This is a genomic window from Vulcanisaeta distributa JCM 11217, from assembly GCF_001316005.1.
Classification (GTDB): Archaea; Thermoproteota; Thermoprotei; order Thermoproteales; family Thermocladiaceae; genus Vulcanisaeta; species Vulcanisaeta distributa_B.
This window is the reverse complement of sequence record NZ_BBBJ01000007.1, coordinates 38,296-52,265: the sequence shown is the minus strand read 5'-3', so window position 1 is coordinate 52,265 and position 13,970 is coordinate 38,296. Positions and strand designations below refer to the sequence as shown.

Sequence of the window (13,970 nt, the reverse complement as noted above, 5' to 3'; positions counted from 1 at the left end):
TTTTATCGCCTCACGCGGGATTGTAAATGTGAAGATCACAAAGCCCTGGATAGACGCTAAGAAGTACCAGGAGGATAGGTTTAGGGAAGTCCTCTACGAAGCTGACCTGGCCGAGAGGTTCCTCAAGAACGGATTAATGAGGAACGCCGCCAGCAAGGCCTATCAAGCCATTAAGCCTACGTGGCCGGGTTAGCAATTGATTATAGGGATGAATTGGCAAAGCACTATCCAGGCACCAGAAGGTTGGGACCAAATAAGGTAGTTGATAGAGTTGATTGGCTAATAGCAGTCATGCCAAGTTCAAGGCTTAGGGAGGTAGCCTCAATAATAGGTGATAAGGAGCTTAGGCTCTACGTAGAAATAGCCTTAATTTACATGAGTTCCAATACAACGGTCTAGACAGGGACAGCGAGGTTTCCAGGTACACAAGTGAGGAGTTGGTTAAGAAGGACGTAACCGAGGTCATTAACTTCATAAGAAATAGCTAAAGAACAAAATTTGACTTCCCCCCCCAATAACCGAATGCCCAATCATTTACCCACTTGCCTAGCCACAGCCGTGAACAAACCCTTAATATAACCAATCGTGTAGAGCCTACCGAGGTAATTATAACCCGCGGCGCCCAACTCGGTGTCACCCTCAAGAGTTGGCGTGTGGTCAACCCTGATGTACCACTCATGACCTATCTCAAGCATTGCCCTGGCGGCCTCGACTAAGTCGGTCTTACCCTCACCAATCAGCGTCTCGACAAAGTTATACCTGTCGCCCTTTACATCCCTAAAGTGAACAAAGTAAATCCTATCCCTTAACCTCCTGACGGCCCCAGGCACGTCGTTGGTCATGAGCGTGAAATTACCCATGCAGAAGGTAATACCATTATGCTCACTCCTGACTAAATTAATTAATTTTTCAAAGGCCTCAACGCTATTCATAATCCTAGGCACACCCCCCCTAAACTCAGGTATTGGCGGGTCATCAGGGTGCATCGCCAAGTAAACACCCCCCCTCTGCTCGGCAAGGGGCACGATATACTCAAGGAAACTCCTCAGATTCTCCCAAAGCTTACTCGCATCAACACCATACTCCTTAACGAGCCTATGAGGCGGAGCACCCTCAATATCCTTATAATCAAAGCCACTCACATACATACCATCCCTACCGGGAATATGCGTATGAGTCCTAGCCCAACCAATACCAGCCATCCAATTATAAACCCAAATCTTAACACCCAACCTACCCATATTCTCAATAAGCCTAGCCACATTATCAAGCTCCTCCTCCCTAACCCTGGGAATACCAAACTTAATGCCATCCATCGGCGGATTATCCTCAATAATAACCAACCTCAAACCATTATCCTCAAGCATATTCTTATACCTCATCAAAGGACCATAGTCCCACGGCTTCTCCTCCTCAACCTGCCTCCAATCAGTAAACCATCTGGCAAGACTCCTGTAACGTACTCAACACCAACCTGCCTAAGAACACGCCAAAACCAAGAAGGCCTACTCTCCAGGATTATCTCAGCGAACTTTATACTCATTGTTTTAAGTCCCTTAAATGGTTATTTATATACGTAATCTAACGTATTAATATTTAATTGAGTGATTTAAAAGTGAAATAGGATTTTAAGGGAATATCTAATATTACCTTATCATTGCGCCTTTACCTCCTCAGTAAGTTCTGGTGGATGATACTTACGCGCATCAAAGCCCAGTATCAAACCTAGTATGGCAGTGGCTAAGGCATAGATTCCCAGAGCCTCGGTTACGCCTGGCGCACCAATAGCCGCTAACCAGTATGGACCCCCCCAGAAGGAGCCAACGACGGCCGCTGCCTTAATCCAGAAATAACCCCCCCAGCCAGCAGCCGTACCCCCCCTCTCGCTTGCACCAAATGCAGCATTTATAGAGGTCATACCCTGACTTGCGGGTCCAATTACGTGACCAAAGTAGAATACTGAAGCCCATAGTACGAATAGCCATAACGGCCAGTGGTAAAGGAAGGTAAGGGCTAATCCAAATAGGGACACCCCCCCAGCTAGAAATGCGCCCAATACGTATTGAGACTTCGTACCTATCCTGGGAGTTAGATAGGCCACAGCTATTCCTGCGATGACACCCACACCGTAAAAGACGGCAGAGGCCTCAATCGTAGCTAAACTACCTGCTAAATGCATGGTTAATAATATATAGGGCATATAGAAACCAAATGTGTAGAACTCAATGCTTTGTTCGAAGTTACCATTAAATGAATAAACCAATTCCCTCCACTTTGACCACCTAAATATCTTAAACGCCGACCTAAATCCCCCCCTAGCCACTGCCCTATAATCAATATCGATGTCTGGCACGTCAGGTAAGTCAATACCATAGGTCTGCTTTAGTATTCTCTTGGCAGTTGCTAGATGACCCTTATACGCAAGCCATAGAACTGATTCAGGTATTCGCGCTCGAAGCATGAGTATTATGAAGCGAAGACGCCACCCAATATCATGGTTGTTCTCCATAACCAGGGAGTTAGTAACGTGTGGAAATAGAAGTAAAGGGGGGGTAAAACTACTATGGCTATTGTGACTAAATACATTAAATACCACTGGAGCTGCCATAAATTACTCCAGAACAGTCTCTGATTCCTCTCGAGATACTCAAAAATGTATGTGAAACCAGTTGCTGTATCAGCGCCTAGTGCGAAACCGAGTAAGATTCTGAATACTGTGAATGTATACGGATCCGGTGCAAGCCCAGCGCCAATTGCCATTACCGTAAATAATATCATATTTAGTATAAACATCGTCCTCCTACCAAGCCTATCCGTTAGCCAACCACCGGCAACAGCACCAACAGTAGCGCCTATTTGAACGGCAGCAACGGCAAAGCCAAATAGAAATGGTGACATCCATGGAAATGTAGCCTTAAAGGCAGCAGTACCAAACGTGAATGCTGCAAAGTCGTATGCATCAACCCATAATGAGGCCAATGCAATTACGGCAATGTACCTTGCGGTTATATTCTTCGTACTAAGCACGGTCTGATAAATCTTGGCAATACCTCTCTCAATCTCTTCCTTAGAATATTGTCCTCCCTGCGACATCAAAACTATTAAATAATGAGGGTATTTCAATAAGTATTCTAATCTGTTAAATTGCCTCTTTATTTGATTTTAGCTCTAGTAATAATCCCACATCATGAAGAGTAAAGATGACGTAGTTAAACGTATCGATTCACTAGGAATTAGGTTTGAGTTTGGGGGGGCAAGGAATGATTTTATAGGGTTTCCCGTGAGACCGCTGGTCATTACGTATCCTCATGATGAGAATGATGTCATTAATATTGTTAAGGTTGCTAATGAATTCCACGTACTGTGGTGCCCTGGGGGGGCGCAGGTACGAGCCTTACTGGCGCTGTTTCCTGTGATGGCTGCATCCTAATTGATATGCGTGGTATGAATAAGATACTTGAGGTCAATACCGTTGATTGGTATGTTAGGGTTCAACCTGGTGTCATTCTTGATGATTTAAACAGGGAACTTAACAAGTATGGTTTCTTCTTCCCACCTGACCCAGCTAGTCATTACATGTGCACCGTAGGCGGTATAATAGCAACTGACGCAGGCGGTATGAGGGCTGTGAAGTACGGCACAGTTAAGGACTGGGTACTTGCCCTAAAGGTGGTGTTGCCAAGTGGTGACGTTATTAAGGTTGGCGAGCCACTTAGGAAGAATAGGGCTGGTTACGACCTTGTACACTTGTTCGTTGGTAGTGAGGGCACTCTGGGCATTATTACCGAGGCCTGGCTCAGAATAATGCCATTACCCCGTAAACGACTTAGGGCGTTTATTGCGTACTTAAGTGATATGGAATCCCTAGCCAAGTTTGTTTATGAGGTTAGGAGTAGGGGGGGCGTAATACCTGAGCTTATGGAGTACATGGATTACTACTCGGTGAGGCTGTGAATGAAGTATTTAACGCAGGCTTAAGGAGGCTAATGGCGGTTTAGTGTTTACGATGATTGAGGATGATTACGTCCACGAATTAATGGATATAGCATCTCGCATTGGTGAAATGCATGAATTATTAAATAAGGATGATATTGATAGAATGTATGAATTTAGGTCAAGGGCTGGTGAAGCATTAAGGCTATGTACGGAAATTTCTACTCTGAAGATATAACGGTACCCATATCAAAACTAGTCGAGGCAATAAATAGATTGAGGGGGGGTATTAGCATAAAGTATGGAAGACCAGTGCCAATATTAGCACACATAGGTGATGGTAATATGCACCCGCACATATTATTTAAGCAGGGCGAGGAGGAACTAGCGCAAAGGATGTATGATGAGGTTGCAAGAATAGCTATTGAATTAGGTGGTACCATAAGTGGCGAGCACGGTATTGGCCTTCAAAAGAAATCATTACTTCACGAACAGTATCTCAAGAGAAATAATATTGTAGCATTAAATTTAATGAGGAATATAAAGAGATTAATTGACCCCCCAGCAATATAATGAATCCCAATAAATTTATTGATTGATAGTTTTTCAATTATATATCGCTAAAAACTTATAAGAATATAAATATGTTTTATTAATGTGAAATTAGTTAGACTTTATGTTCAGGTTGAGCATTATGATGATTGGAGTTATTATACGAGGGATTTTGATGGCATTAGGACATCCATGAGGTATTACTATCCGTTTAAGGAGCGGGGGGGTTATAGCTTTGAGATTATTACTGTGACTGGTACGAGAAGTGATGTTGTTAAGTCCTTCATTAGGAGGTTTAAGTACCTTGGTAATATCGTTGATGTGGTCTCAGTTAATAAGATCAACAATCATACCTACGAACTCTTCTTTCTAGGCGACATTAAGGGCATGCTCAAATACCTAATACTTGAACGCGGCGGAGTAGTGGTAAGTTCATACGTTAGCAAGGGAATTAAGGACTTCACAGCGTACTTCTTCACTAAGGACATAAACGAATTAGAGATGTCACTTTACGAACTCAGGAATGAACTTAATAATTACGGTAAAGTACTAACCTTCAACATCACTAAGGTGTCAAAAGCCCCCATATTCACACCATCTATCTACGGCTTAACAGATATTGAAAGGAGAATCCTCCAAACAGCATACCGCATGGGCTTCTTCAATTACCCAAGAGGTGTAAGCCTCGACGAACTTGCTAAGGAATTCAATATCAGTAAGGCCACTGTAAATATTCACCTTAGAAATGCCCTGAGAAAAATCATATCTTCATACTTGAATAATGGTGGTAATTAATAAATGAATAGTTGCTAATATTTATGCGTAATAATTAGTATTTAAATACGATAGTATAGAAATTATCTCAATGAAGGTTGGAATTATCGGTTTAGGCAGGATGGGTGGTGCATTTGCGCGTAATTTATTGAGGAGGGGGGGTTATGACTTATATGTCTATGATATTGTTAGGTCTAAGGTTGAGGATTTTGTTAAGCTTGGGGCTAAGGGTGTGTCTTCGCCAGCTGAGATGGCGTCTACTGTGGATATACTCCTGACTAATGTGCCTAGGTCTGAGGATATGCTCGATGTTTATCTCGGTGAGAATGGTGTGCTTAAGAACCCAAGGCCTGGCTTGATAGCCGTTGAGACTAGCACCACGGACATACCGAGTAAGTTGAAACTTGCTGAGGAATGTAGAAAGAGGGGTGTTGGCTTCCTCGTTGCAATGCTTGGCTTAACCGTGCCCCAGGCTGAGAGAGGAGAAACACCTCTCTTTGTTGGTGGTCCTAAGGAACTCTTTGAGAATCCAAATGTACAAAGGCTGTTTATGGACCTCTCGTCAGGTAGGATCTACTACATGGGCAGGATAGAGACTGCCGTGGCCTTTAAGTTAATAACAAATGCCATGGGCTTCGCACAATTACTGGTGTTCCTCGAGGGCCTACAGTTCATTACCAAGTTTGGCATGAGCATTGAGGAGTTCCTGAAGGCTGCCAGGGACACAGCAGCCTATAATTATTGGTTTGAAGCTAGACGCGAGAAGATACTCAAGGAGGACTACTCGGCATATTTCCCGGTCGACTATATAATTAAGGATCTAATGTATACGCTGGAGTCGGCCAAAAACATTAACTGCCCATTACCAATGACAAGCCTTGCCGTACAATTCTACGTAATGGCGAGCAGCAAGGGCTATGGAGGTGAAGATGGGATAGCGCTAATGAAGATTTTAAGAGAATATTGTAAAAGCCCTTGAATGGCTGCATCCCGATCTTATGCACTGAATGCCCTTAAACTAACGCCTTTTGTTTCCGGTCCTATGTATGCACCTATTGCCGATAGTGTTCCGCCTATCATTAGCATTATTGCGGCTATCATCCACATACTGTGGAGGATTGGGTAAAGTAGGATTGATAGGAATGGCATTATTGGCGATGATAGGAATATGCCTGAACTATATCCAAAGCCAACACCTGAGCCTCTCCTGACCGTTGCGAATCTCTCCGTTAAGTAGGCAGGCTCTACTCCCCCCCAGACGTAGTTCGTGAACCAACCAACGAGTACTGTACCTAACCATAGGATTGCCGCATTTCTCGTGTATGCGCCGATGTATAGTAAGTAGAATGAGGGTATCGCCATGATAACGGCGCCAATACCAGCTGTTATTATGCCTAGCCTTCTACCGATAAAGTCCGAGATTAAACCCCATATTATTAAGCTAATGGCATCTATTATGCCAGCCATTGAGTAATAAAAGGCAGCCTCGCCACCTGATAAACCAGCGCCCTCCACTATTCCAACGAAATAGTTAAACATTGACCATGAACAATAGAACATGCCGGTCATAACAAGCATCACCTGTAAAAACGTTAGCACCCTCTCCCTAGTGCTAAATAAGGAGAAGAATGGCACCTTCTCCAGCCTACCCTGTTCCTTAATCTCCTCAAAAACTGGTGACTCAGGCAGGGTAAGCCTAATTATAAAGCCCACCACAGCAGGTATGAGACCAGTCAGAAACACGTATCTCCACCCATAAGCTAGCATTCTCGATGGGCCAAGCCATGAATAAAATACCGAGACCACCGCACCGCCGAGCGCGACACCCCATGCAAAGCCCGACTGATCAATACCACCAGCTAACCCTCTCCATTTAATTGGTACCTGCTCAAGTGCGAAGGGGGGGTGCCCAGCCGCGTATTCACCACCAATGAATATACCCTCAATAAACCTGAGTATTGCAAATATTATGTACGCCATAATGCCCACCTGGGCATATGTGGGTATTGCAGCAGTGACGGCACTAAGTATGCCGGCGCCAAGCAATGTATAAAGCAGGGTATTCCTCCTACCAATTAAGTCTGCGTAATTACCGAATAATGCACTACCAACAGGCCTCGCTATTAATGTAAATACGTAACCAAAAAGCGTGATAAAATAGGCAAGCCATGCAGGCATTTTTGACGGCAATAAAACCTTCGCTAATATTGGGGTCATTGCTGTTACAAACATTAAATCATAAGCATCGAGAAAGAAACCTATTGTTTGACCCAATAAGGCATAAGCAGCTTGCCTAGTCCATCTCTGCTCAAACTCCTTCATCAAAATTATTTATTAATACTTCCTTAGGAATAAATATTAAATTTAATGCGTATTATTGACTTACTTAAAATTATAAGGTTAATAATAACCCTTAAGTCTCTAATCATGAAAAGTGTTACGTGAGGGTTTATGAAGTAATCGCTGGTTGGCTTACTAATATTAATGGTTATGTCTTTACTGTTGCCGCTGAGAATATTTTGGGTTTGTTGAGGTCCTTGATTGGTAAGGGCGGGTTTGTTGTTAATGCCAGGTTCGAGCCTTCCGCCGGATTCATGGCTCTTGTTTCCTCTAGGTTGTTACTTAGGCCTGGTTTGCTCGTGCTTACTGCTGGTCCCGGTATTTTTGGTGCCTTGTCGCCCATTGCTGAGGCTTTTGTTGAGGGTGATCCTTTGATTGTCGTTGCGCCCTCGGTGATTGGTGGTAGGGGTACTCATATGCATCAGTTGCGTGGTGATGCTCAGTTTAATGCCTTGAGCAGTGTTGTTAAGGCGTCATTTAGGTTAGGTAATGACAGTGATATCTCTGAGACCCTGGCCAAGCTTATAGGGTCGCGGTTAGTGGTAAGCCTGGCCCAGTCTATATTGAGGTGCCCTTGGACATGCTTGATTCGGAGATCGAGGTTTCCCCCCCTGTCGATATTGGCGGTGTCGGTGTTGAGAGGCCCATGGCCGACGACAATGTTGTTAGAGAGGTCGCCAAGCTTCTTGCCGATGCAGAGCTTCCCGTGCTTTTGCTTGGTAGGGGTGTGCTTCTGTCGGGGCTGGTGAATTGGCTATTAAGGTTGCCGAGGTCTTGAATGCTCCTGTGGCTACTACGATAATGGCCAAGGGATTAATATCTCCCGCTCATCCACTTTATGCCGGTGTTGCCGCGGGTAAGGCGGGTAATATGGTTGCGTACGAGATTATTAGGAGAGCCGACGTGGTGTTGGCTATTGGTAATAGGTTTAGTGAGATCGGTACTGGTAGGTATAGCCTTGAGATCCATGGTAAGCTTGTCCACGTTAATGTTGATGATTATGACCTCGGTAAAGCCTATGAACCATACATTGAGGTACATGCTGATGCCAAGGACTTCCTCGCTAAATTACTTGTGGCGCTAAGGGGGGGTTTGAGTGTTAGGCGTAGGGATTATGTGATTAATGAGCTTAGGGAGTTATGGTCTGTTGAGAATAGAGAACTTGAGAGTTACTATAGGGATGTGAGTGGTTTAATTAAGCCTTGGGAGGTCATTAGGGCCGTTAGGGAGATCTTCAATAGGGGGGTAAGACGATATTTATTGGCGATGTTGGTGCACATAGGATTGAGAGCTTCCTAATGCCTATTTATGAGGGTGAGTCTTACATAACGAGTACCAGTTATGTATCGATGGGGGGGCTTGCTGTACCTGGTGCTGTAGCTGCCTCAATAATTTACCCAGATAGGGATGTGGTGGCTCTTGTCGGTGATGGTGGTTTCCTAATGAGTGGGCTTGAGGTTTCAACGGCCGTTCAGTACGGCGCCAAGCCAAGGATCATCGTGTTTAACGACTCAGCCTATAGGGTTTTGGGTGTTTATGAGAGGGTTAGGTTTGGAGGTATTACTGAGACCCTGGTTAAATTACCTAATATTGACTTTGCATTACTAGCCCAGTCATTGGGTGCGGAGGGAATTACGATAACGCGTAGGGAGGACCTCAAGCCATTACTCGCTGATGCCCTTAACTCCGACAAGGCTGTGGTAGTCGATGTTCATATAGACCCCCCCAATGCCGTGCCAATACCATATCAAAGGCTCTATGGCTTTAAGTCAATAGGTTAGGTTTTACACGTCTAATTCTTTAACGACACCGTCCTCCGTTAAACCCCTCTTCCTGTAATAGATTGGTAACCATTTCTCGACGACGTAGGGTACCTTCGTGTCGTTCCTATTCGCGTGTGGTGTTAGCATTCTCTTTGGTAATTTATCGTCCTTACTCGTTATCCCCCCCAACTGGTTATTTATCCACCTCTCTATCTTCCAAATCCTGTCGCCTATCTCCATGAGCTTGTCCACGGTGTAATCCTTACCTGTTGTGTACTTCAGTAGATTTATTATGTCCGTGACTGTTAACCCGGCCGTGAACGCGTACTTGCACATTACCAGTGAGTCATACACAGTCATTAGGTTCTGCATTTTGATGACTATGTCAACCACCTCCTCAGACTCGTTATACCTATCATCCCTCGCGTTAATGCCGAGCTCAGGCACGGCAATGCCCCCCCTCCACGGCATGTGCGGCCAGCCAAGGTGATCAGCGCCCCCCCTATTAATCGTTACGAAGCTTAAGGCATGTGCGAAGAAGGCCCTACCATCATGGGCCGGCATCTCCAGCCCCCCCTTAACGTGCACTGCGAAGTCCTGTCCACCAATCTTCTCAGAAACCCTCCTCACGCCCTCAGCCAGTAAGTCACCAATGCCCTCCCTGTAGGCTATCTTTCGTATTAACTTAATCACGGTATCCGCATTACCCCCCCACTCCAGCCTTAACCCCCCCTCAATCTCTTTACTAATTAACCCCCCCTTCTCTGCGGCCTCAAATATGAAGCCAATCACGTTACCCGTCGATATTGTGTCAAGCCCAAGCCTATCGCACTCCTCATTCATCCTGGCTATGGCCTCCAAGTCACTGATTAACAGGTTTGTGCCGAATAGCGATATTGTCTCGTACTCAGGGCCCAAACCCCTAAACTCCTTATCAAACCACTTACCTGGCTTAACCCTGACAAACCTCTTACATGCCACTGGGCATGTTGTGCATGGGTACGGTCTCTCCAGTATTGTCTTCGCCATGGTCTCACCCGTTATCTTAAATACCTCATCATCATCCCACCTACCCCAGGCGAAGTTCCTCACGGGTATATTACCAATCTCATTATAAATACCCACGCTACCGGCGCTGCCGAACTTCCTAAGTGAAACGCCTCTTGCAGAACTGCCCAGCTTAACGTTCAACTCCCTAACATATCTCCTCAACTCCTCGGGATATGCATACTCAATGGGCTTGGTGCCCTTAACGGCAATAGCTTCAGGTTCTTACTACCCATGACAGCACCACCGCCGGACCTACCACCAATGCCCTCCTCATTCGCTATCGTCGAGAACTTAACCAAGTGCTCCCCCCCAGCAGGTCCGATGGCGAGCACCTTAATTGACTGGTCATTAAGGTCCCTCCTCAATGCATTCACAGTCTCTATTATATCAAGACCCCCCCAGTACCTACTGGCATCCCTAATGTCTGCCTGCCCCTCCTCAATGTATATGTAAACAGGCTTCTCGCTCTACCCATTACGACTACCGCATCAAGGCCCGCCCTCTTCAACTCATAGGCAAACCTGGTACCTACATGGGCCGATCCCCATATCCCAGTGAGCGGCGATATGAAGCCTATCGACACCCTACCACTCTGTGGAATAATATCGCTTGTTAACGGCCCTGTGGCAAACACGAGAATGTTTGATGGGTCTAGCGGACCCTTTATCTCCCTGAAGTGCTTATAGATTATGTAGGCAGCAAGCCCCTCACCACCGAGCACCTTATCGTAAATATCCTCACCAACACTCTCTGCCCAAGTCCTACCACTACTTAAGTCAATATATAGTACTTTCCCAACCCAACCAAATGATGCCACGACCGCGTCATTTAATGAACATCTTAAAAATTCTTTATTTTACATATTTAGTCTCCCAGATTCAATGCGTTAATGCCTTCTCAGTCTCCTTAACCATTCTCTCAACCTCATCGACATAGCCATTTATGTCATCAATACCCAGTTTAGCCTCGTGGAAGCCCCAAACGTGAAGTAGGTAGCGCTGCTCCAGCCATTTAGGACCCAACCGCCCAGTGTCCTTGATAATTTATTAACTGCAGAACTTAATTGATGGGTATACCACCCGCCCTCTCTCGTGGCTTGCTGGTACTCAGGTAATCCATACTTCTCTGCCAATGCTTTCACAACCTCCTCAGCTGCTTTGTACGCCTTCTCGCTGGCCTGGACGGCATCGCCCTTGCTCATGTATTCCCTGGCCTCGGTAATGTATCTCCTCGCTAATTCAAGCCTTATTCTTATTGATTCCGATGGATCATTACTCCTACTCTTAATGGCATTTATTATTAAGTCCTCAACGTCAATACCACGCTCCTCAGCAACCCTAATCAACTCCTCCATCCAACCTCACCCTATTTCCAAACTTATAAGGCATTCTCATGGAGATTAAATCACATTATTACCATCCCTAACGCTAAGATAAGCCCATTATTTTTCCTACAAATTATTGATTAAACTGTGAAATAATGCTCAGCTACTTAATCACTTAAGTTCTTTACATTCAAGTCCTCATTAGAATTATTCTCAAACCACCGAGAGAGTACTTAAATGATAGGGTACTAAAGGCATTTAAGGCTTAAGCCGTATTACCTATGGTAACGATTAACTGCCAAGACGCCATTAATGATTTAAGGACTAAACTAAACAAGTTAGTGAATAATAATTTCATCGCCGTACTGCTGTTTGGTTCCCTAGCCCGCTGTGAGGCAGGAGAACGTAGTGATGTTGATTTATTAGTCCTTCATAGGGGTTTAGGTGGTATTGATCCCGTTAGAAGGAGGAGGGCTATTTATTTGGCGATTAGTGCCTTACTACGCGATTATCCTCTGACCGTGCTTGATATGGATATTAATGATTTCTTAAACCCAGGACTAATAACGCCATTATTGCTTAATATTTACTGGGACGCCATAGTACTGCTAGATAAGACTGGCGAATTAAGTGGGTTCCTGGAATACGTGAGGCGTAGAATCATTGAGAGCGGGTTCAGGAGGGTTAAGGATGGTAGGGCGTATTACTGGGTGTTGCCAAAGCCGATGGAGCGGGTTAGGATATTATGATTGACCCAATAAGTGAGGTTCGGTATAGGTATAGATTAGCTAATGAGCATCTAAGTAGGGCCGAGAGGTACTGTTCCATTGAGGATTGGGCTGAGTGTGCATTATTCGCTAGCCGTTGAAAACTTCGCAAAGGCAATTATAGCGATTTATCAAGTGCCCACGTGGAGTCACGATCCATCAAATCAATTAATGGGCATCATTAATCAATTACCAGGTGAAGTTAGGGAATTAGTTATTGAATTGGCGAGGATGAGCATGAATTAGCGGTTGAACATGCACGCTCAACTTATGGTGAACCGAATATGGGCTTAACGCCTGGCATGATTTATGACCGTTCAAATGCCGTAGAGGCATTATCTAAGGCGCGTAGGGCGAGGGATATCATTATTAAGATACTTAATTTACTTAGTATAACGATTTAATGACCCAATTTATAACTCGGTAGTAACCCTCCATGGCCCATTGCCGCTATTTCCTCCCTGCCGGGTATTAGGTCTGCCATTAGCTTGGTAGGAATATGTCAATGGCGTTGTAGTCGCTGTAGTATATTCCTCCGGCGGATACTGCGAGTATTGGTGTATTATCGAGTATGGCTATCATCGTCATTGTCGTCGGCTTAATGGGTACACCATAGGCTATGACCCTAGCCCCCCCAAGCCTCCTGACCGCGATTGGTGTCTTATCCGTTGGGTCCACAGACATGCCACCCGTGACTACTACGGCCTCCGCACCATTGCTTATGGCATCCTTTACGGCGCCAATTATCTTGTCCTCGTCGTCAGGTACCACCGTGTTAAATACCACCTCCCAGCCGTATTTATCAGCCCTAGCCTTAATCACTGGGTAGTAAAGGTCCCTCTTCCTACCCTGGTAAATCTCGGTACCCGTGATGACAATGCCAATCTTCCTCCTTTTAAACGGCACGACACTAACTAGATTCCTATACCTCAGTAATTCCTCAACCTCGCCCCCCCTCCTCATGCTAAGTGGTATCACGTCAACAACGCCAACCAACTCATCCTTAACAACACCGCTCATGCCCTGCCTAGTAATCAAAAGAACATTACCACCCAGGTTTAACTCAGTCAAGCCGTGTATATCAACCTTAAGCACACCATTAACGCTAGCCATGATCCAGGCCGAGCCTTGCCTAGCGGGCTTGACGTACGTATTCTCCCCCCCAGCCACCGCCCTAGCCACTGTCTCGGCAATCTCCCACTCATACATCAAATCACTTGACTCCTCATTACCCTCAACCCACACGAAGTAAACGCCAGAGTCCTTAAGTCTCTCGACATCATCCCTTGTGATCACGTGGCCTCTGGGCAGCAATACCGTTGCCCCCCCATCCTTACCCACATACGTCGTGTCGTAACCAAGCACCTGCCCAACCGCATCCTCAACCCTAACAAGCCTCACATTACCGACTTACCAAATGCGCCTTTAAATAATGATCCCAATTAAACAGGTTATAGGCAATGATTA

18 protein-coding genes and 3 pseudogenes are annotated in these 13,970 nt (G+C 45.3%); 12 read left to right on the top strand and 9 right to left on the bottom strand.

Annotated features, from left to right (window positions below):
* The first annotated feature begins 28 nt into the window (after positions 1 to 28).
* Positions 29 to 488 (top strand): annotated as a pseudogene (locus JCM11217_RS08340) (PaREP1 family protein).
* A gap of 42 nt (positions 489 to 530) precedes the next feature.
* On the opposite strand, the gene JCM11217_RS08335 reads toward JCM11217_RS08340, so the two are convergent.
* The 3 genes and pseudogenes from JCM11217_RS08335 to JCM11217_RS08330 form a co-directional block, all read right to left on the bottom strand.
* Positions 531 to 1,382, bottom strand: a complete 852-nt coding sequence (locus tag JCM11217_RS08335; RefSeq protein ID WP_243678858.1) for a mannonate dehydratase — start codon at positions 1,380 to 1,382, stop codon at positions 531 to 533.
* Complete coding sequence (locus JCM11217_RS15450; RefSeq protein ID WP_243678857.1) at positions 1,382 to 1,543, bottom strand: hypothetical protein; 162 nt, start codon at positions 1,541 to 1,543, stop codon at positions 1,382 to 1,384. The genes JCM11217_RS08335 and JCM11217_RS15450 overlap by 1 nt, the downstream gene beginning before the upstream one ends.
* A 111-nt stretch (positions 1,544 to 1,654) precedes the next feature.
* Positions 1,655 to 3,093 (bottom strand): annotated as a pseudogene (locus tag JCM11217_RS08330) (MFS transporter).
* 94 nt (positions 3,094 to 3,187) lie between these two features.
* On the opposite strand from JCM11217_RS08330, the gene JCM11217_RS15445 reads away from it, so the two are divergent.
* From JCM11217_RS15445 to JCM11217_RS08315, 6 genes are all read left to right on the top strand, one after another.
* Positions 3,188 to 3,430, top strand: coding sequence for a hypothetical protein (locus JCM11217_RS15445; RefSeq protein ID WP_243678854.1), 243 nt, complete (start codon positions 3,188 to 3,190; stop codon positions 3,428 to 3,430).
* A complete protein-coding gene (locus JCM11217_RS15440) occupies positions 3,364 to 3,954 on the top strand; it encodes an FAD-binding oxidoreductase (protein ID WP_243678851.1) in 591 nt (196 codons plus the stop codon). The genes JCM11217_RS15445 and JCM11217_RS15440 overlap by 67 nt, the downstream gene beginning before the upstream one ends.
* 52 nt (positions 3,955 to 4,006) lie before the next feature.
* Entirely contained in the window at positions 4,007 to 4,171 is a 165-nt protein-coding gene (locus JCM11217_RS15435) for a hypothetical protein (RefSeq protein ID WP_243678849.1), read from the top strand.
* Positions 4,141 to 4,506 (top strand): FAD-linked oxidase C-terminal domain-containing protein, encoded by a 366-nt coding sequence (locus tag JCM11217_RS15430; RefSeq protein WP_243678847.1) that lies wholly within the window; start codon positions 4,141 to 4,143, stop codon positions 4,504 to 4,506. Before JCM11217_RS15435 ends, JCM11217_RS15430 begins: the two co-directional genes overlap by 31 nt.
* An 84-nt stretch (positions 4,507 to 4,590) precedes the next feature.
* Entirely contained in the window at positions 4,591 to 5,280 is a 690-nt protein-coding gene (locus tag JCM11217_RS08320; RefSeq protein ID WP_054842652.1) for a helix-turn-helix domain-containing protein, read from the top strand.
* 70 nt (positions 5,281 to 5,350) lie between these two features.
* The gene (locus tag JCM11217_RS08315) at positions 5,351 to 6,238 is read left to right on the top strand and encodes an NAD(P)-dependent oxidoreductase (protein ID WP_054842651.1); all 888 of its coding nucleotides are present in this window, start codon (positions 5,351 to 5,353) and stop codon (positions 6,236 to 6,238) included.
* Positions 6,239 to 6,255: 17 nt separating this feature from the next.
* On the opposite strand, the gene JCM11217_RS08310 is transcribed toward JCM11217_RS08315, so the two are convergent.
* Positions 6,256 to 7,581, bottom strand: coding sequence for an MFS transporter (locus tag JCM11217_RS08310; protein ID WP_054842650.1), 1,326 nt, complete (start codon positions 7,579 to 7,581; stop codon positions 6,256 to 6,258).
* A gap of 166 nt (positions 7,582 to 7,747) precedes the next feature.
* Complete coding sequence (locus tag JCM11217_RS15425; RefSeq protein WP_243678845.1) at positions 7,748 to 7,942, bottom strand: hypothetical protein; 195 nt, start codon at positions 7,940 to 7,942, stop codon at positions 7,748 to 7,750.
* Positions 7,943 to 8,167: 225 nt separating this feature from the next.
* Here JCM11217_RS15425 and JCM11217_RS15420 point away from each other — a divergent pair, with 225 nt between their 5' ends.
* Genes JCM11217_RS15420 through JCM11217_RS08295 form a run of 3 tightly spaced genes read left to right on the top strand, consistent with a single transcriptional unit; the run spans position 8,168 to position 9,380 of the window.
* A complete protein-coding gene (locus JCM11217_RS15420; protein ID WP_243678843.1) occupies positions 8,168 to 8,377 on the top strand; it encodes a hypothetical protein in 210 nt (69 codons plus the stop codon).
* A complete protein-coding gene (locus tag JCM11217_RS08300) occupies positions 8,350 to 8,898 on the top strand; it encodes a hypothetical protein (RefSeq protein ID WP_243678841.1) in 549 nt (182 codons plus the stop codon). Before JCM11217_RS15420 ends, JCM11217_RS08300 begins: the two co-directional genes overlap by 28 nt.
* Entirely contained in the window at positions 8,898 to 9,380 is a 483-nt protein-coding gene (locus tag JCM11217_RS08295; protein ID WP_054842647.1) for a thiamine pyrophosphate-dependent enzyme, read from the top strand. Before JCM11217_RS08300 ends, JCM11217_RS08295 begins: the two co-directional genes overlap by 1 nt.
* A 3-nt stretch (positions 9,381 to 9,383) precedes the next feature.
* Here JCM11217_RS08295 and JCM11217_RS15415 read toward each other — a convergent pair whose 3' ends face one another.
* From JCM11217_RS15415 to JCM11217_RS08285, 3 genes and pseudogenes are all read right to left on the bottom strand, one after another.
* Positions 9,384 to 10,574 (bottom strand): aldehyde ferredoxin oxidoreductase C-terminal domain-containing protein, encoded by a 1,191-nt coding sequence (locus tag JCM11217_RS15415; protein ID WP_243678839.1) that lies wholly within the window; start codon positions 10,572 to 10,574, stop codon positions 9,384 to 9,386.
* Positions 10,571 to 11,229: pseudogene (locus JCM11217_RS15410) on the bottom strand (hypothetical protein). The gene JCM11217_RS15415 and the pseudogene JCM11217_RS15410 overlap by 4 nt, the downstream one beginning before the upstream one ends.
* A 123-nt stretch (positions 11,230 to 11,352) precedes the next feature.
* The gene (locus tag JCM11217_RS08285) at positions 11,353 to 11,766 is read right to left on the bottom strand and encodes a PaREP1 family protein (protein ID WP_243678837.1); all 414 of its coding nucleotides are present in this window, start codon (positions 11,764 to 11,766) and stop codon (positions 11,353 to 11,355) included.
* Positions 11,767 to 12,017: 251 nt separating this feature from the next.
* Between JCM11217_RS08285 and JCM11217_RS08280 the strand changes: the two genes are divergently transcribed.
* Together JCM11217_RS08280 and JCM11217_RS15405 are read left to right on the top strand one after the other, a co-directional pair.
* Positions 12,018 to 12,485: a nucleotidyltransferase domain-containing protein gene (locus JCM11217_RS08280; protein WP_054842646.1), complete on the top strand. Its 468-nt coding sequence runs from the start codon at positions 12,018 to 12,020 to the stop codon at positions 12,483 to 12,485.
* Between the two features lie 96 nt (positions 12,486 to 12,581).
* Positions 12,582 to 12,749 carry a hypothetical protein gene (locus tag JCM11217_RS15405; RefSeq protein WP_243678835.1) on the top strand — a complete coding sequence of 56 codons (168 nt, stop codon included), beginning with the start codon at positions 12,582 to 12,584 and terminating at the stop codon, positions 12,747 to 12,749.
* A gap of 237 nt (positions 12,750 to 12,986) precedes the next feature.
* Here JCM11217_RS15405 and JCM11217_RS08270 read toward each other — a convergent pair whose 3' ends face one another.
* Positions 12,987 to 13,904: a molybdopterin-binding protein gene (locus tag JCM11217_RS08270; RefSeq protein ID WP_243678834.1), complete on the bottom strand. Its 918-nt coding sequence runs from the start codon at positions 13,902 to 13,904 to the stop codon at positions 12,987 to 12,989.
* Positions 13,905 to 13,970 lie beyond the last annotated feature (66 nt).